Annotated in this window: 18 protein-coding genes and 1 pseudogene; 8 read left to right on the top strand and 11 right to left on the bottom strand. The window is 42.3% G+C overall.

Annotation, left to right across the window (positions count from 1 at the left end; genetic code table 11):
• Positions 1-37: 37 nt before the first annotated feature.
• The 3 genes from VXP95_RS12375 to VXP95_RS12365 all read right to left on the bottom strand — a co-directional run bounded on the left by VXP95_RS12375 (position 38) and on the right by VXP95_RS12365 (position 3,836).
• On the bottom strand, positions 38-1,150 hold the full coding sequence (locus VXP95_RS12375) for a YheT family hydrolase (protein ID WP_416712125.1): 1,113 nt from the start codon (positions 1,148-1,150) through the stop codon (positions 38-40).
• A gap of 70 nt (positions 1,151-1,220) precedes the next feature.
• A complete protein-coding gene (locus VXP95_RS12370) occupies positions 1,221-1,631 on the bottom strand; it encodes a nuclear transport factor 2 family protein (RefSeq protein ID WP_416712124.1) in 411 nt (136 codons plus the stop codon).
• Between the two features lie 180 nt (positions 1,632-1,811).
• Positions 1,812-3,836 (bottom strand): FAD-dependent oxidoreductase, encoded by a 2,025-nt coding sequence (locus tag VXP95_RS12365; RefSeq protein WP_416680530.1) that lies wholly within the window; start codon positions 3,834-3,836, stop codon positions 1,812-1,814.
• Between the two features lie 165 nt (positions 3,837-4,001).
• Here VXP95_RS12365 and VXP95_RS12360 point away from each other — a divergent pair, with 165 nt between their 5' ends.
• The 4 genes from VXP95_RS12360 to VXP95_RS12345 all read left to right on the top strand — a co-directional run bounded on the left by VXP95_RS12360 (position 4,002) and on the right by VXP95_RS12345 (position 7,220).
• Positions 4,002-4,544 (top strand): PadR family transcriptional regulator, encoded by a 543-nt coding sequence (locus VXP95_RS12360; RefSeq protein ID WP_416712123.1) that lies wholly within the window; start codon positions 4,002-4,004, stop codon positions 4,542-4,544.
• Positions 4,545-4,564: 20 nt separating this feature from the next.
• Positions 4,565-5,497 (top strand): alpha/beta fold hydrolase, encoded by a 933-nt coding sequence (locus tag VXP95_RS12355; RefSeq protein WP_144725217.1) that lies wholly within the window; start codon positions 4,565-4,567, stop codon positions 5,495-5,497.
• A 19-nt stretch (positions 5,498-5,516) separates the two neighbouring features.
• Positions 5,517-6,221, top strand: a complete 705-nt coding sequence (locus tag VXP95_RS12350; protein WP_064095291.1) for an SIR2 family NAD-dependent protein deacylase — start codon at positions 5,517-5,519, stop codon at positions 6,219-6,221.
• An 87-nt stretch (positions 6,222-6,308) separates the two neighbouring features.
• Positions 6,309-7,220, top strand: coding sequence for a LysR substrate-binding domain-containing protein (locus tag VXP95_RS12345; RefSeq protein ID WP_064095290.1), 912 nt, complete (start codon positions 6,309-6,311; stop codon positions 7,218-7,220).
• Between the two features lie 267 nt (positions 7,221-7,487).
• Here the strand turns inward: VXP95_RS12345 and map are convergent, their stop codons facing one another.
• Positions 7,488-8,282 (bottom strand): type I methionyl aminopeptidase, encoded by a 795-nt coding sequence (gene map / locus VXP95_RS12340; RefSeq protein ID WP_064095289.1) that lies wholly within the window; start codon positions 8,280-8,282, stop codon positions 7,488-7,490.
• Between the two features lie 350 nt (positions 8,283-8,632).
• On the opposite strand from map, the gene brnQ reads away from it, so the two are divergent.
• Positions 8,633-9,919: a branched-chain amino acid transport system II carrier protein gene (brnQ, locus tag VXP95_RS12335; RefSeq protein ID WP_064095288.1), complete on the top strand. Its 1,287-nt coding sequence runs from the start codon at positions 8,633-8,635 to the stop codon at positions 9,917-9,919.
• Positions 9,920-10,506: 587 nt separating this feature from the next.
• Complete coding sequence (locus VXP95_RS12330; protein ID WP_004645284.1) at positions 10,507-10,725, top strand: hypothetical protein; 219 nt, start codon at positions 10,507-10,509, stop codon at positions 10,723-10,725.
• A 113-nt stretch (positions 10,726-10,838) separates the two neighbouring features.
• Here the strand turns inward: VXP95_RS12330 and VXP95_RS12325 are convergent, their stop codons facing one another.
• Positions 10,839-11,297, bottom strand: coding sequence for a hypothetical protein (locus VXP95_RS12325; protein WP_064095287.1), 459 nt, complete (start codon positions 11,295-11,297; stop codon positions 10,839-10,841).
• 117 nt (positions 11,298-11,414) lie between these two features.
• On the opposite strand from VXP95_RS12325, the gene VXP95_RS12320 reads away from it, so the two are divergent.
• Together VXP95_RS12320 and VXP95_RS12315 are read left to right on the top strand one after the other, a co-directional pair.
• Positions 11,415-12,278 (top strand): alpha/beta fold hydrolase, encoded by an 864-nt coding sequence (locus VXP95_RS12320; RefSeq protein ID WP_191730602.1) that lies wholly within the window; start codon positions 11,415-11,417, stop codon positions 12,276-12,278.
• 366 nt (positions 12,279-12,644) lie between these two features.
• Positions 12,645-13,460, top strand: a complete 816-nt coding sequence (locus VXP95_RS12315; protein WP_416712122.1) for a hypothetical protein — start codon at positions 12,645-12,647, stop codon at positions 13,458-13,460.
• 217 nt (positions 13,461-13,677) lie between these two features.
• On the opposite strand, the gene VXP95_RS12310 is transcribed toward VXP95_RS12315, so the two are convergent.
• The 6 genes and pseudogenes from VXP95_RS12310 to VXP95_RS12285 form a co-directional block, all read right to left on the bottom strand.
• Entirely contained in the window at positions 13,678-14,049 is a 372-nt protein-coding gene (locus VXP95_RS12310; protein ID WP_416712121.1) for a hypothetical protein, read from the bottom strand.
• Positions 14,049-14,594, bottom strand: a complete 546-nt coding sequence (locus VXP95_RS12305; protein ID WP_416712131.1) for a glycoside hydrolase family 108 protein — start codon at positions 14,592-14,594, stop codon at positions 14,049-14,051. Before VXP95_RS12305 ends, VXP95_RS12310 begins: the two co-directional genes overlap by 1 nt.
• Positions 14,584-14,877 (bottom strand): hypothetical protein, encoded by a 294-nt coding sequence (locus tag VXP95_RS12300; RefSeq protein ID WP_164543244.1) that lies wholly within the window; start codon positions 14,875-14,877, stop codon positions 14,584-14,586. The genes VXP95_RS12305 and VXP95_RS12300 overlap by 11 nt, the downstream gene beginning before the upstream one ends.
• Positions 14,858-15,184, bottom strand: coding sequence for a hypothetical protein (locus VXP95_RS12295; RefSeq protein WP_004646469.1), 327 nt, complete (start codon positions 15,182-15,184; stop codon positions 14,858-14,860). The genes VXP95_RS12300 and VXP95_RS12295 overlap by 20 nt, the downstream gene beginning before the upstream one ends.
• A gap of 80 nt (positions 15,185-15,264) precedes the next feature.
• Positions 15,265-15,498, bottom strand: coding sequence for a hypothetical protein (locus VXP95_RS12290; protein WP_416712120.1), 234 nt, complete (start codon positions 15,496-15,498; stop codon positions 15,265-15,267).
• Positions 15,479-16,309 (bottom strand): annotated as a pseudogene (locus VXP95_RS12285) (hypothetical protein); the annotation flags it as partial. The gene VXP95_RS12290 and the pseudogene VXP95_RS12285, both read right to left, overlap by 20 nt.

Below are 16,309 nucleotides of genomic sequence, written 5' to 3'. Positions count from 1 at the left end.
AAAACCCAGCATCTGCTGGGTTTTTTATTAAGACTTTTTAGGCAGATGCCTGTACTTGCGTACGAGATAAATGAATCAGGTAATCTGCCATCAGACGAGTGGCCCATGATTCGGTTTGCATCAAGCCTTGATAAAAACCGCAATGACTGCCTCTTTTAGTGGTAATCACGACAATATTCGGCATGGCTCTGATTTTATCCTTATGAGGCTCCAGATTCCGGATATTACAAACCGGATCATCCTCGGAATTCAAAATCATCAATGGAATTTTGACATTTTCAAAGACGTAGATAGGATTGGTGGCTTGCGTATAACTCACATAATCTTTAAATCCGGCCAGCTCAAAATAGAGTCGTTCAAACTCGGATAGATCTTTAACTTCCAGTAATCTTTTCCAGCTCGGACAGACTTGCCAGGTTTCCTGATAAGGCTGGATAAAACGCTTAATCAGTTTTTTGGTCATGACCTTACTATAAAATGGATGGACATAATCGAATCCCGTTTCCATGTCATAGCCTGGACACAAGGCAAATGCGGCTTTTAATGATGTCTGTTCGCCTTCTTCGCCGAGATAACGGACAAGCAAACCTGTACCGGCAGATGAGCCAACCCCATAAAGATCGGATTGAGGAAATTTATCCTGGATATAAAGCAACTGTTCCCGCAAGTCCTGGGTCGAACCAAAAAGATTCATTTTAGGGACAGGCATTGGCAGGTGGGCATGGCCACGGCGTAAGCATAAAGCCACGCGCCAACCGGTATATTTATGCAGATCCCGTACCAGTTCCCGCATTGACTCAGGAGAACCGGTTATCGTATGCAATAAAACAATGGTAGGTGTATTTGCAGGAAGATCCAGACCATACCATGCAATACCGGTAATACCGCCATCTGACATTTTTAGCTGCTCAAGCAAATCATATCTCAGCTTGATGGTCCGTTTTTTTATCAGATCCAGATACAGAATATGTGCATGTGCATTGGCTAGCCACGGCGTAGGACGGTATTTCTGTTTAAGTTGTGGTAAATATTCAATTAATCCTGAAAAAATACCATTCGGATTGTAATAGAGGGTCGGCTGATCTGCTCCACTGAAGCGGTCCAGATATTCACTGGAAAGCTGACCCATTTTTTTAAGCAACATTTTCATCTGTCATCCCCTCTAGCGTTACTAGCTGTGATTTACAAATTTCATGCCGACTTGATATCAATAATTCGAATTAAGTTTTAGCTTGGAATGACTGCATCCGTTGGCCCATATGTAAGGCTAAAGCTTTTAGTCCGGATTTAGGTCTAAGCATGACTTCAAAGTCAGTGATCTGACCTTCATCATCAAAATGAATCATGTCAACTCCTTTCAGTTTCTTATCGCCCACTTGAGCAGAAAACTCAAGTACGACATTGTTACCATCTTCACTGAAGAATTCACGGTGATAAGTGAAATTTTCAAAGACCTGAATTACATTGGATAGGATAAAGAATACCATCTGTTTTCCAGAATAAGGCTGAAAAGCCACTGGCGAACGAAATACCACATTTTCAGCAAGCAGCTCATTCAAGATCGACAGATCACCCTTTTCCAGCATCTCATGCCAGCGCGCAATGGACTTTCTTGTAGTTTCGATGGTCATTTTGGAGTCCTTTTTTTTGATCTTTTTTAATAAACGCTTAAATGCTTTTTTAATAGACAGGATTCCCCCCTTTATTAAAGGTGAGAAGTACTGCTTCGCAAGGGGGATTTTTTATTCTAAATCATCTCCCTAACCCTCTCCTTTATTAAAGGAGAGGGAGGAAAGCAGGTTTTAATATTTTCAGATCACCGCAGCCAATTCAGCACCCTGACGGATTGCGCGCTTGGCATCCAGCTCACCTGCCTCTTTCGCACCACCAATCAGATGAACACTTTTACCTGCCGCTTTCAATTCATCAAACATAGCAGTATGAGATTCCTGACCGGCGCAAATGATAATTTGATCGACCTCCAGCAATGCAGGTTTGTCATTTACGACAATATGTAAACCTTGATCATCAATTTTTTCATAACTTGCCCCTGCAATCATTTTTACATGACGGTGTTTCAAGCCTGTACGATGAATCCAGCCGGTGGTTTTACCCAGACTGGAACCCACAGAAGCTGGTTTACGTTGCAACAAATAAATTTCACGCTGCGGTTGTTCTACATGGGCAGGTTTAAGTCCACCGACATTTTCATAGTCGGTATCGATACCCCATTCATCATAGAATTTTTCCGGATTGACGCTACCACTTTCGGCACCATGGCTGAGAAGCTCGGCTGTATCAAAACCAATACCGCCTGCACCAATAATCGCGACACGCTGACCCACTGGTTTACGCTCTCTCAGTACGTCAAGATAAGACAGCACCTTAGGATGATCAATACCTGGGATATTAAGCTGGCGCGGTGTTACCCCTGTTGCCACCACAATATCGTCGAATTCTGCAGAAACTAGCTGCTCAAAAGTCGCCTTACGATTCAGCAATAACTTGATACGTGGTTGCAATTCAATCTGACGCTTAAAATAACGTAAAGTTTCATAAAATTCTTCCTTGCCTGGAATGGTTTTAGCGATATTGAACTGCCCACCGATCTGCGCAGCGGCTTCGAATATAGTGACATGATGACCACGATTCGCTGCATAGATAGCAAAACTTAAACCGGCCGGCCCTGCACCAATCACGGCAATATTTTTTGCTACATTGGTTTCTTTAAAAATTAGCTCGGTTTCATAACAGGCCCGCGGATTGACCAGACAGGTGGCAATTTTCATCGAGAAAATATGATCCAGACAGGCCTGGTTACAGCCGATACAGGTATTGATTTCATCGCTACGGCCCTGTTCAGCTTTTAATACAAACTCTGAGTCGGCCAGCATTGGACGAGCCATGGAGATCATATCCGCATCACCCGAAGCCAATACATACTCAGCCATTTCCGGTGTATTAATCCGGTTAGAGGTGATGAGCGGGACGCTTACCTGCCCTTTCAGCTTGCGTGTTACCCAGGTAAAGGCTGCCCGTGGTACTTTGGTGGCGATGGTCGGAATACGCGCTTCATGCCAGCCGATGCCGGTGTTGATAATGGTAGCACCCGCTTTTTCAATTGCCTTGGCCAGCTGAATCACTTCTTCTAATGTTGAACCGCCTTCTACCAGATCCAGCATTGAAAGACGGTAAATGATAATAAAGTTCTCACCTACCATTTCACGGGTACGGCGCACGATTTCAATCGGGAAGCGAATCCGGTTTTCATAGCTGCCGCCCCATTCATCATCACGGTGGTTAGTACGTGCTGCGATAAATTCATTGATCAGGTAGCCTTCCGAACCCATGATTTCCACACCGTCATAACCAGCATACTGAGCCAGCTTGGCACAATTTGCGAAATCATCAATGGTCTGTTGCACTTCTGCAGAAGTCAAAGCATGCGGTTTAACCGGATTAATCGGTGCCTGAATCGGTGACGGCGCGACATTTTCTGCCTGATAGGAATATCGTCCGGTATGCAGGATCTGCATGGCAATTTTACCGCCAGCTTCATGCACTGCCTGCGTAATCACCTTATGCTTTTCAGCTTCTTCAACTGTATCAAGCTTGGATCCACCCTGAAAAGTCACTCCATGATCGTTCGGAGAAATTCCGCCGGTGACAATTAATGCTACTCCACCTTTGGCACGCTCTGCATAAAAAGCAGCCATCCGATCATAACCACCCGGTGCTTCTTCCAAGCCCACATGCATAGAGCCCATTAGGACACGGTTTTTAAGCGTAGTAAAACCCAGATCCAGTGGGGCAAGTAAATTCGGATATTTAGACATTTCAACTCCCTAGCGTGCAAACGTGCTGGCTATTTTTATTCAGGCTGACTGATTACTTCTATCAGATATCAGCCTTATGCAACTTGTTGCACTAATTTATAGTGCAGAATTGATTTTTATGCAACATGTTGCATAATAATCCAGAGTCATTTTTTTGAGACGTTTATGTCTTTATCGCATGTTCTACTCACCAGCCTGATCGAAAAGCCCAGTACCGGCATTGAACTGGCACGTCGTTTTGACCGTTCCATGGGTTTTTTCTGGAATGCTACCCATCAGCAGATCTATCGTGAACTAAATGCCATGCTGCAAAAAGGCTGGATTTCGACGATAGAAGAGGAAGATTCAAATAGCCGTAAAAAAACCTATCAGGTAGAACGCCTCGGTCGGGAAGAACTGACCAACTGGATGCTAGAACACAGTTCACCAGCACAACTGCGCGAAGAACTGATGGTGCGTCTGCGTGCCGAAGCCCAGCTTGGCGGGAACAGTACTCTGCCTGAACTGGAACGCCATCTGGAACTGCATAAAGAAAAGCTCATGACCTATCAGCAAATTTTTGCCAAAGACTTTGCCCAAGCTGACGAAAATGACCGCACCCTGTATATTCATAAAATGATCCTCCAATTAGGTATTGATCAGGAACTGGGCTGGATTGCCTGGCTGGAACAGGTTATTCCCCGGCTCAAACAGTTTGATGAAAAATAACCTTTAATACGGAGATACACATGCCTTTTTATCGCATGCCAGATGGTGAACAGCTGTTTGTTCGTGAATACGGTCAAGGACAACCGGTACTGGTCCTCTCCGGTCTTGGCATGCTGAGCTGGCAATGGAAAGCTTTTCTCTATCCGCATCAGAAAAATTTCCGTTTTATTATTCCGGAATGGCGCGGCTTTGGGGCTTCCAGTCGCTGTAAAATTCCGCCAGATCTGGATGCGATTTCCAGTCACTGGCTGGATATTCAATCAGTGGTCCAGCAGCTCAATTTAGATAAATTCATTGTGATTGCTTACTCTATGGGCGCGACGACAACCATGCATGGGCTGCACTATGGTAACTTTGCCAAACATATAACAGCTTATTTGCATATTGATCAAACCCCTAAAATACCAGTCGATGATGCCTGGGCTTTTGGCCTTTTTGGTCCACGCCATCAGGAATTTATCGACATCCTGCAGCAGCTCTCTGCCCTACTTGCGCAATACCAGCAAGTTGAATTGATCCGCAACCTTGACGTTTCTGTGCGTAAACACATTGCCACCCTATGGTTAAAGTTTATTCAGCTACAAAATGAACAAAAATATAGTCTGAAAGCTTTCGAATTCATTTTGAATCAACCACGACTGCAAAGTCTGTTATTACCTTCCAGCCGGGTGGACTATATGGCATGGTATATTAATAATTATTTGTACCATCGCGAGGACTACCGCGAAGCTCTGGCTCAACTTAGCTGCCCGGTGACTTTCTTTAGCGGTGTACAATCCAAGCTTTATCCGATTGAGGGACAGCATCTGATTGCCCAAAGCCTGCCTCAGGCCAAACAAGTACTTTTCAGCAAGTCGGGCCATACCCCTTTACTGACTGAGCCCTTAAAATTTGCAAAGGAACTTGGCGTATTTTTAAAGGAAAATACTCAGTTTAGCCCTGTAGTCGCCTAAAAACTCAGGAGACAGAATAATGAAAAAAATGGTGATCTTTTCAGGTGCAGGCATGAGTGCCGAAAGTGGTATCAACACTTTTCGCGACAGTAATGGCCTTTGGGAACAGTATCGTATAGAAGATGTGGCCACACCTAAGGCTTGGGCCAAAAATCCGGAACTGGTGCAACGCTTTTATAACGCACGTCGTAAAAATATTCTGGAAGCACAGCCAAATGCAGCCCACCAGCTGATCGCCAATCTTGAAGATAACTTTGATGTGCATATAATTACTCAGAATATTGATGATTTACATGAACGTGCCGGCAGCTCCAAAGTCATTCATCTGCATGGCAATATCCGCTTGACCAAAACTTCAGGACCAAATTGCCAGTACACCACCGAATTTTACCCCATTGAAGGTACTGAGCTAGATTTAAACAAGCACTTCTGTAAGGCGGGATATCCACTGCGCCCGCATGTGGTCTGGTTTGGCGAGGCTGTGCCTGCTTATACCGATGCGCAAGCCTGTATACAAGATGCCGATATTTTAGTCGTCATTGGCACCAGTTTACAGGTTTATCCGGTGGCGGGTTTAATCCATGAAATTCCGCCTGAATGCGCTGCCTACTATATTGATCCCAAAGCAGATCAACAGTACTTACCAGCCCAGTTTCATAAGATTTCCCAGACTGCGACAGAAGGCATGAAAACATTGCTTAGCCTATTTGATCCTAAAGTTTAAATGTCTTTCAGTAATTGCATTCTATAGTTGACACGGCGCAACAATCTCTTTTTAATCAGCCTATTGTTGCAGAAATGGAATTAAACGATGCTGACGGATCTGGATGATTTTTACTGTTTTGCTCAAGTGGTTGAACATGGCGGCTTTAGTGCAGCCGAAAGAGCCACTGATATTCCCAAATCCAAGCTCAGCCGCCGCGTCTATAATCTTGAAGAACGACTTGGAGTACGCCTGATCCAGCGCAGTTCACGGCATTTTGCTGTGACTGATATCGGCATGAATATTTACCGGCATGCACAGGTGATGCTTAATGCTGCGCAAGCCGCCCATGATCTGGTCGATCATCTCAGCACTGAACCGCGTGGAACCATTAAAGTCAGCCTTCCGGTATCGATCGCCCAGAACGAAATGGCAAAAATTCTGCCAAATTTCCTGAAAAAATATCCCGAAATTAAAGTCCAGATGATGATCACCAATCGCCGGGTCGATATTATCAATGAAGGTTTTGATCTGGCTTTACGCGTGCGCTCTAGCCTGGATGACGATCCAAATCTAGTGATTCGACAGTTTGAAAAAATTGAACAGCATTTATTTGCCAGTCAGGGTTATCTGAATGAATTTGGTGACCTGAAAAACCCAGAACAACTGTCTGAACATAAAATCCTGAGTATGGCAGAAGACCATCCCGAACAGTTTCTGACCCTACAAAACGGACAGCAAGAGCAGAAAAAAATCCGTGTCAATCCAACCGTTATGGGTTCTGACCTGAATATGCTGGCACAACTGGCCGCCTCAGGCTCAGGAGTGACCTTATTACCAGATAACGTGGTCGAACACTATATTTCAAGTGGTGAACTGGTTCGGGTACTTCCCGACTGGAAAGCGCCGCATGGTATTTTTCATGCAGTATATCCTTCACGTCGCGGCTTATTGCCCGCTGTCCGGGTCTTCATTGATTATCTGGTTGCCGAATTAAATCACGATAACTTAAATACTTAACTATAGTTAAGTAATATATTTTGAATAAAATAGAACGCCCAGACAAAAAAATAGCTCATTCTTGGGGAAAAATGAGCCAGAGAAACTTTCACTACAGCCTAGTGATCAAAAACAAGGGAATCTATGTATCTGACTCTTACTTTAAACAGATACATGATCTTAAACCACTGTTTTTTTGTAGTGTTTTGTATGTTCTCGTCAGCAAGAACAATGGATTTGTAATTGCTGTAAGTAAGTGAATCCTAATAAAATCATCTAATTGATATTTTAAATTTCAGGATACTCGCCCGTGCCTTCAGGCCAAGGCGACAAGACTTCAAAACCGGTTTCAGTCACATAGACCATATGTTCCCATTGTGCAGACCATGACTTATCTGTAGTAACCACAGTCCAGCCATCTTTCAGTTCTTTTACCCGCGCTTTGCCCATGTTCACCATTGGCTCAATGGTAAAGACCATGCCCGGAACCAGTTTAATGCCCTGACCGGGCTGACCATAATGCAGAATATTTGGCTGTTCATGATAGACTTTTCCAATACCATGACCGCAGTATTCACGCACAATGGAATAACCTTCACGATGAGCAACGGTTTGAATGGCATGACCAATATCGCCCAAGGTTGCGCCCGGCTTTACAGCATGGATTCCCGCCACCATGGCTTCATAGGTGGTATTGACCAGTCGCTTGGCTTCTGGAGATGGCGTTCCGACATAGTACATCCGGCTGGTATCACCAAAATAACCATCCTTAATAATCGCGACATCAATATTGATAATATCGCCATCTTGTAAAACGATTTTCGATGATGGAATACCGTGACAGACCACTTCATTCGGTGAAATACAGGTGGTTTTGGTATAGCCATAATAACCAATATTGGCTGGCGTCACTTTCAAGGTGTTTACAATAAAATCATGGCAGAGATCATCCAGATATTCAGTCGTGACCCCAGGCTTGACATGCTCCCCGATCATTGCTAAAACTTCTGCAGCCAGACGACCGGATATCCGCAGTTTTTCAATATCTTGCTCAGTTTTAAGACCAATCGCTGGAGCGCGCATATACCTATCCTCACTATGAATCCGTGAATTATAATCCCTTTTTTACGCAATATGTCGCGCCTCTTGCCCTTTAATACAGCAATTTTCTTAGGGCTCGGCATTTCTCCTGTTGAATATTTATACAAACAATAAATAACCCATTTTAAATGCATCGACCGAAATCTTATAAATTTACCTAGAAAAATCTATTTTCCAAAGAATTATCAATTATATATTTCTACCAAGTTTTAAATGTATAGTGATGTAATTTGCAAACTCAATAAAATCAAGGCTTCCCGCCTTAAAATAAGCTCCCAAAAACTCGACATATACACTAAAATTGCTTTCTTTTGTTCTATTGATCTCCCTTTATGACAAGTCTGCGTACCCGGGATATTGTCGCCTTAGGTTTTATGACCTTTGCATTATTTATTGGTGCGGGCAACATTATCTTTCCACCGATTGTGGCTCAACAGGCCGGTGAACACGTATGGCTCGCTGCTTTAGGTTTCCTTATTACAGCAGTGGGCTTACCCGTGATCACCATTATTGCCCTGTCTCGCGTTGAAGGTTCCATTCAGGCCCTAAGTTCACCTCTTGGTAAAGCAGCCAGTATTTTGCTGACTGTCGTGTGTTACTTGGCTGTTGGCCCTTTATTTGCAACCCCACGTACTGCAACCGTTTCTTATGAAATCGGTTTTTCATCTTACTTTGGCAATGAATCTGGCAGCCTGCTCATATATAGCATTATCTATTTTGCCATAGTGACAGTGGTGTCTTTATATCCAAACAAGATTCTGGATACCGTCGGCTATTTCCTTTCGCCAATTAAAATTATCGCTCTGGTGATTTTGGGTGTAGCAGCCGTGATGATTCCTGCCAGCAATCCGCCTGCTGCGATTGATAATTACATTACCAGTCCGGTGACTGAAGGCATCGTGAATGGTTATTTAACCATGGATACTTTAGGCGCTTTAGTTTTCGGTATTGTCATTGTCAAAGCCATTACTTCACGTGGTGTAACGGATAAAAAACTAATTACCAAATATGCGGTCAATGCCGGCATTATCTCTGGTATTGGTTTAACTCTGGTGTATTTAAGCCTGTTTAAACTTGGGCTTGGTAGCCATGATATTGCGCCAAATGCAGCCAATGGTGCCATTATCCTACATGCCTATGTACAACATGCCTTTGGCGATATGGGCGCTTACTTCCTGTCGGGCATGATTTTTATTGCCTGTATGGTGACTGCAATTGGCCTGACCTGTGCCTGTGCCGAGTATTTCTCCAGTTTAACCAAAATTCCGTACAAGATTTTTGTCTTTATTCTGGTCGGCTTCTCACTGGTTATCTCAAATCTGGGTTTAACCAAACTGATCGCCGTTTCAGTGCCCGTATTGAGTGCGATTTATCCGCCTGCGATTAGTGTCATTATGCTGAGTTTCTGTGCAAGTTTCTTCAAGAAACCCTCGCATGTAATTGCTCCTGTAACCCTGGTTGCCTTTATTTTTGGTATTTTTGACGGAATAAAAGTTGCCGGTTTTGAATTGCCCGTATTGTTACAAAATCTACCACTTTCAGAGCAGAATCTGGCTTGGTTTATTCCATCCATGATTGTATTGCTGATTACAGCTGTGATTGACCGTATTAGAAACTAAAATTTCTAGGACGTCTGATAAATCGTATTTTTACCCAAAATCCGGTTTGAGCATGATCAATAATTGTCAGGTTTTACCCAAACGGACATTTATTGTTTCTACACAATGACATCAAATCACGGCTATAATTTTCCTATTTAGACCTTCTATAAAATTCTTTTTATAAAATAAGGTTCTGCTTAAATTATTTTATTTTTTATATAAATATAAACAAAACTTTTAATTTCCTAATTTTAGATACCTATTGTTGCCAACCTATACCAAGTTCCCCAGCGAGTGATACGTAGTCTTACATAGTTCTGATTAATGCTACATATATTTGGCGTAGAATTTGCATTTTCTATCTTGTCGTAGTGAATTTCGACGCAGCTTGTATGACAAACTATCTGGAGGTGAAACCATTAAAAATAAATACTCACATAATCAATCAATTATGTAGTTATTCGACTAAAGATGGCCATTTTGACTGGAAAAGCCTGTTAGGGCAGTTGCAAAGGTCTGAATTAAACAGTACAACTGTATGTTCAATTCTGACTAATTAAATCTGCTTTAATCTTCAATAACATAAATAAATGGGAGGGATGGAGATGTTATCATTACATTTCAACAAGCAAGTCTTCATTGACGCTCTTAAAGCCAACAACACCAATCTGGTGACATTTATATGCACCACTTTTGCTCTCATGCTGACTTTAACCGTCCATTGTTTAATTCAAGGTAATTTAAAACTTGAATACTTTGGTTATGCACTGATTGTCTCAGCCGCCTTTTTCCTTTGGGCGGCCATCGACCAGAAATACAGATAATCAAATTTTAAATTAGCCCAGATGGATGATTGGCCAGTCATCCATCTGGTGAAAAAAGAGTCTTAATATTTCAATTATTCTCACATTTTCAGAATACTTATTAAAAATAATCATTAAAACAATCCAGCAAATCCCCCATAAAGCAATATTCCTGTCCCGCCTAATTCTGCAACAATTAATCCCAGCATAGCTAAAGTCATTAAACTACCAGGTAAATGAAACTTACCTAATTGATGAGGCTGCTTAAACTGATTGGTCGTGTCTTGCAGGAAACCATGCAGCATATAAGCCGCAATAGAAAAGCTGAAAAACACGATATTGATGAGTACGCAAATTAAGTTCACGACACTTGGCAACGCTGAACAATATGCCAGCACTGCTAAAATTAATGTGGCTGGTGCATAAAGCAGGCTGCTACGATGAGCAATATCGACATAATAATGTGCGCGTGACTGAGGTGATTGACGAATCTGCCAATATTTCCAGACGCCGGTAAACATTCCCACCCACAAGAATATTCCACTAAAAATAATGGCTATTTTAACGGCCAGCTCAAGCTCCATTAGCTGCATAAGTTCATTCCCTCTCTATTATTTTACTGACTTTTAAGTCATGTTTTAGCCAAGCTACCCTGCTAAAAATCTGTAGAGTAAAAGCTTGATCAGGACTCTAAAATTATAGTGTAACGTATGTCTGAATTTGAAACATTGACTCTGCAGTGCCAGGATGGCTATAACTTAAGTGCACGTTTTTATGCAGCTATTTCTGAATCTAAAGAACTGCCTGTATTAGTGTGTCCAGCCACCGGCATTACCAAGCAGTTTTATCATCAATTCTGTGTCTGGTTGCAGGCTCAAGGCTATGCAGTCATGGTCTTTGATTTTCGGGGAATTGGTGATTCACTGGCAGGTCCGTTGAAAAATTCAAAAGCCAGTATTGTACAATGGGGGCAACTGGATATTCCGGCCGCGATTGATACTTTATTGGCGCGAACCCATGCAGAAAAAGTGACGTTACTGGGACATAGTGCTGGCGGTCAACTTTTAGGCATTGTGCCAAATTATTCTAAAGTCGCTAAAGTAGTGGCAGTGTCTGGTTCAACCGGACATTTGAAAGGACTTAAAGGTAAAACCAAACTGCTGGCACCAGTCATGTTTAATATTATTTTCCCTCTGGCCCGGATCACGAAAGGCTATGGCCCGACCCAAGCAATTGGCATGGGGGAAAACCTGCCGAAAGATGTAGCACAACAATGGGCACAATTTTGCAGCAAACCGGGTTATGTCATCAATGCGATCGGTAAACTTGTTTCACCTGACTCAAATTTTCATACTCAAATCACCTGCCCGATTACTGCGATCTGGTCCTCGGATGACGAAATTGCCACGGAAGAGAATGTAAAGGATTTACTACGACTATATCCTCAGGCATCAACCCAGATGATTGAGCTCAAACCTGAAAATTATGCGCATAAAACCATTGGCCATATGCTGATGTTCAAGAAATCGCATCAGAATTTATGGCCAGTAATTGAACAACAACTAGCGGTCTAGAGCAGATTCAAGTGGTTATTTCACGATGACTGTGTTCTAATACACCCAGTTTGAGATGAGCCTCTTACAGTATATGGGCTTGACCTGTATACGACTAGCCCCTAACCATGGGGCTTTTTAATGTCTGAAAACAAATACTTATAAATAACTGGCGAAAAACTGGCGTAATCCTAAAGTTATCCACAGCTAACAACTTCTTGTTTATGCTTATTATATCACTCATCTTGAAATAAAAAGAATGGATGGAAAAATGAAAACATGGACCTACTTTTATATAGAGCACACGATAAAGAATGGAAGGATTTTTAGGAAGGAATCTGGGTGGGCTTTAAATTTGCAGAGTAATTATGTGGTTTTGAGTGAGGTATGGAGTTAGTGAAGAAGGAAACATTTACTGTATTACTTGGTACTGCTGTAGGTATAGCGATCACAACCATACTTTCATTTTTTATTGTATGGATAGGTTTTCCTGTTGATACTCCGAGAGAATCATTTAAAGATGCATTGGGGTTTTCAGGTGGCCTTTTTGGCGGATTGACGACATTTGGTGCTGCAATAGTTGCAGCTCATCTATTTAATGACTGGAGGGATGAAAAAAATTATGATCTTGAAGCCTCCTTGCTTTACGGTGTGCTTGCAGACCTAAAACCTATATTTATAGAGCTCCATAAGATTAGATCAAACTCTGAAAACCTTAAAAAAATAGATTCGCATTTAATAATTAAAACTGACTACCTTGATCACACAAAAATTAATCTCTATGAAGCGGTAATTGGCTTGTATGCAAATATAAATGCCTACAGTAAGATAAAAAAAGACCCCACACTTATAGATTTTTATAACCTTTTCGATAAGCACCTATTTATATTGAATGACTTTTATATCGACTTATTTCATAAAAAATACAAACGCTATTATACAAATGCGATTGCTGCACTTACTCAACATGATAACTCCAAACAATTGAGCTATTACGATATTTTTAGACCGTACAGCGGCACTTTGTCAGAAATTCAAATAGATATAATGGAGATTCAAAATGTATTTAAATCAAATGCCCTTAGGGCATCTATTGGGGGTCAAAGTCGCACAGTCACTTATGGTTGTTTTTTGGAAGAAACTATTAATTTACATAACAAAATTGAGAATTATTGTATTGATAGACTTTCAGTATCTAGCTAAATTAAATATAAAAACACCCTCACATAAAGAGCCTTCACACATATCCCAACATTCACATTCGTCGTAATTGAATGAGCTGTGCAGCCCTCACTTGAGGGCCTTCACAATTGCACCATGACGTGCCTTACAATCGTTATATTTAGCAACCACATCGATAGACCAGACCAAAGCAACCTTACCCTGCCCTGATTCCAGTTTTTGCAAATCAGGACAAGGCTCAAGGAGGTTTGCTGACACCACTGGCGATAAGTGAGTTGAGTTGCTGCAGGCCGTCATCATCAAAGCAATGGTTGAGATACACAGGACGATCAATGATCTTTTGCACTTCACGTGTAACTGCTTCGACCTGCACACGCTGCTTTGATTTTGTTGATTCATAATCCGCACTCATCTGGTTAATTTGATTTTGTTTTTCAGTTAGAGCCTTGAGATGCTTCTGTTCAATTTCTTGAATTTTGGCTGTGCATTGCTCACTGGCTTTGCGTAGCTTCCCGCTTAAGTGGTTGGTATAGACAATTTGCCCGAGCCATAAAACAAAAAAGACCGCAATTGCGATCCAGTATTTGTATTTCCAGATTAGTATTGGCATCAAATCACCACTCGATTAGTAATCCAGCCGAAGAAGAACTGTTCCTGGCTTGGATTGCGCTCAGTGATTTCAATGTAGCGCTGGCCTTGCAAAATATTTAACACCTTAAGTAGAGTCTTTTCGCCCTCTTTGCCACGTTTAGATAAATATATTTTTAAGGCGTTAAGGGTTGCTGGCCCATAGATGCCATCAACTGCCAAATCTGGCCAACCACCTTTACCCTGATTGTTCAGCAGGTTTAAAGCACGTTGTAAGGTGGGCTTGGCAAAACCAACACCACAGTTCACGCCCGTATCAAGCAATTCTTCTGCAATCAGTGGGCTAATTGCATTCACCTGATTAAAACGCGGCACTATCCAATATTGTTTGCGGTAAATATCTCGTGCAAGTGATTCAGGTAGGTCCTTCATGTGACCTTTATAACCGTTTTGACGTGCTACAGCCTCGGTAATGCCGTACTTTGTTGCACCGCCTCGATCCGCAGGGATATTTACATAGCCGCCTTCGCGTCGGATCAGCTCATTTAAAAATTGCTCAATGTTCATCATCTTTATCCGTGTTAAAAAATTTAGGACGTGCACCACCCTTACCCCAGATATAAAGCTGTCGGGTAAAGAGGGCGAATAAAATACTTACCGTGGTATAAAAAAGTGTTCCGGCCGGACTGGGCGAATACTCATCTTTAACAAAAAGTGCTGCCCCAAAAAGGATCGACAACACCAATAGAAAATCGATGTGTTTTGGGAGTTGAATTTTTGGATGAAATGCCATGATTGCAAACGAAACTATAAATAATACCAATGCTGTTTTACTTATGATTAGCAGCATCTTCATTCTCCTTTTTGACTAAACCAAGAACTCTTGATCGAGCCAAACTCAGCAATGCTTCAGCTGTACTCTTACCAGCAGCGCCCAGAATGAAACCAAATAGCTCTGGATAGTTACCACTAGCAAGAAATAAACTTGCCGGTTTAGCAAAGACCACACATAAAATGAAGCCAGCAAAGAATCCTATCCAGCGATCCCGAGTCGGCTCCTTGCTTAATAGAAAGCCAAAAGTCGCACCCAGCACACCCGTAAAAAGGATGTGTGAATGGTTCTTTATGCTTTCCAATACTTGACTAAGAAAGTCCATATACATCCCCTTTAGCCATACATCCCCCTAAATTATGGACATTAAAAAAGCACCCGAAGGTGCTGTTATTTTGTTGATCGTTAAACTTCCACTTGTGAATGCTGCCCTGTTGGTGCTGGTCGCAGGATCACTTGATTGGAAACAAATACTCTGGCACCCAGGTTATAAGCTGTGCCAGATGTGCATAATACTGGACCAGATCCACCATCAATCTGTACCCGATACTCTGGATGCTTTACTGAAGTAATGGTGCCGATATATTCCGCATGGGTTGGATTAAGCAGCTTACGTAATTCAAATAGAGGATTCGTCACGGCTGATACGCTCCACAGTAATGGTTTCATTCACCTTTTCATGCGAAAAGCTGCCACTCACTCCATCAATTACACCCCACCACTGACCATTAAAGGCAATGGTTTTACCTGGTAGCATCTCGCCAATTTCCTGACTGACAGGAATATCAGAAAAGGTGTGCAGCTCCTGAATATTGGCTTTGACCAGTTCATTTTTGCCATAACTCGCACCCGATACCACATTAAATAGTGGACCCGTGACTGTCTCTAACGGCACATCACCCGAGGTTCCTCGCTGCTGTACTTTTAGGCTCTCACCGCTGCGACTATTCACCACGGTAATGGCATTAAAATCCGCGACATATTCATCGTTCTGCTTAATGTTCTGCTGCATCACCAGGCTTTGAGATAACAGAATGTCGTAATCATCAACGGTCATCGCATCCCAATAGCCTTTCTGGTAGCGGGGTAAAATGGTCAGTGTATTACCTGCTTTCTGGCTATAGATAAAGCCACCACCTGCATCAACTACTTGCTTTATTGCATCGATGGGTGCCAGTTCTGCATAACTCAGGCTTTCAATCGGTACGATCCAGCCCAGATCATCAATCAGTTTCCAGTCCAGAGTTGTGCCACTATTTGCTCGATCTAGTTCAGCTTGAACCAGTTGCACAGAGGTTCGCTCGTTATCCTGAATAAATGAGCGTGAAGGCGCATATTTATCAGAGTTCAGAGCTGTGACACTTCGCCCTGGGTAAGTGTAAAGAACACTGGCAAAACGTCGGGTTTCTTCTGGATCTTCCAATAAAATATGATGCTCAAAACCATTGAT

Source organism: Acinetobacter sp. 226 (genome assembly GCF_048147925.1).
Lineage (GTDB): Bacteria > Pseudomonadota > Gammaproteobacteria > Pseudomonadales > Moraxellaceae > Acinetobacter > Acinetobacter pecorum.
Note: the sequence above shows the minus strand (reverse complement) of the source record. Positions and strands in the feature narration are given on the sequence as shown.

Coding starts and splice junctions, on each gene's coding strand:
- VXP95_RS12315 (WP_416712122.1), top strand. CDS start 12,645: ATGGAGTTAGTGAAGAAGGAAACATTTACTGTATTACTTGGTACTGCT.
- VXP95_RS12320 (WP_191730602.1), top strand. CDS start 11,415: ATGTCTGAATTTGAAACATTGACTCTGCAGTGCCAGGATGGCTATAAC.
- VXP95_RS12365 (WP_416680530.1), bottom strand. CDS start 3,836: ATGTCTAAATATCCGAATTTACTTGCCCCACTGGATCTGGGTTTTACT.
- VXP95_RS12360 (WP_416712123.1), top strand. CDS start 4,002: ATGTCTTTATCGCATGTTCTACTCACCAGCCTGATCGAAAAGCCCAGT.
- VXP95_RS12345 (WP_064095290.1), top strand. CDS start 6,309: ATGCTGACGGATCTGGATGATTTTTACTGTTTTGCTCAAGTGGTTGAA.
- brnQ (WP_064095288.1), top strand. CDS start 8,633: ATGACAAGTCTGCGTACCCGGGATATTGTCGCCTTAGGTTTTATGACC.
- map (WP_064095289.1), bottom strand. CDS start 8,282: ATGCGCGCTCCAGCGATTGGTCTTAAAACTGAGCAAGATATTGAAAAA.
- VXP95_RS12355 (WP_144725217.1), top strand. CDS start 4,565: ATGCCTTTTTATCGCATGCCAGATGGTGAACAGCTGTTTGTTCGTGAA.
- VXP95_RS12375 (WP_416712125.1), bottom strand. CDS start 1,150: ATGAAAATGTTGCTTAAAAAAATGGGTCAGCTTTCCAGTGAATATCTG.
- VXP95_RS12350 (WP_064095291.1), top strand. CDS start 5,517: ATGAAAAAAATGGTGATCTTTTCAGGTGCAGGCATGAGTGCCGAAAGT.
- VXP95_RS12295 (WP_004646469.1), bottom strand. CDS start 15,184: ATGGACTTTCTTAGTCAAGTATTGGAAAGCATAAAGAACCATTCACAC.
- VXP95_RS12300 (WP_164543244.1), bottom strand. CDS start 14,877: ATGCTGCTAATCATAAGTAAAACAGCATTGGTATTATTTATAGTTTCG.
- VXP95_RS12325 (WP_064095287.1), bottom strand. CDS start 11,297: ATGCAGCTAATGGAGCTTGAGCTGGCCGTTAAAATAGCCATTATTTTT.
- VXP95_RS12370 (WP_416712124.1), bottom strand. CDS start 1,631: ATGACCATCGAAACTACAAGAAAGTCCATTGCGCGCTGGCATGAGATG.
- VXP95_RS12310 (WP_416712121.1), bottom strand. CDS start 14,049: ATGCCAATACTAATCTGGAAATACAAATACTGGATCGCAATTGCGGTC.
- VXP95_RS12305 (WP_416712131.1), bottom strand. CDS start 14,594: ATGAACATTGAGCAATTTTTAAATGAGCTGATCCGACGCGAAGGCGGC.
- VXP95_RS12330 (WP_004645284.1), top strand. CDS start 10,507: ATGTTATCATTACATTTCAACAAGCAAGTCTTCATTGACGCTCTTAAA.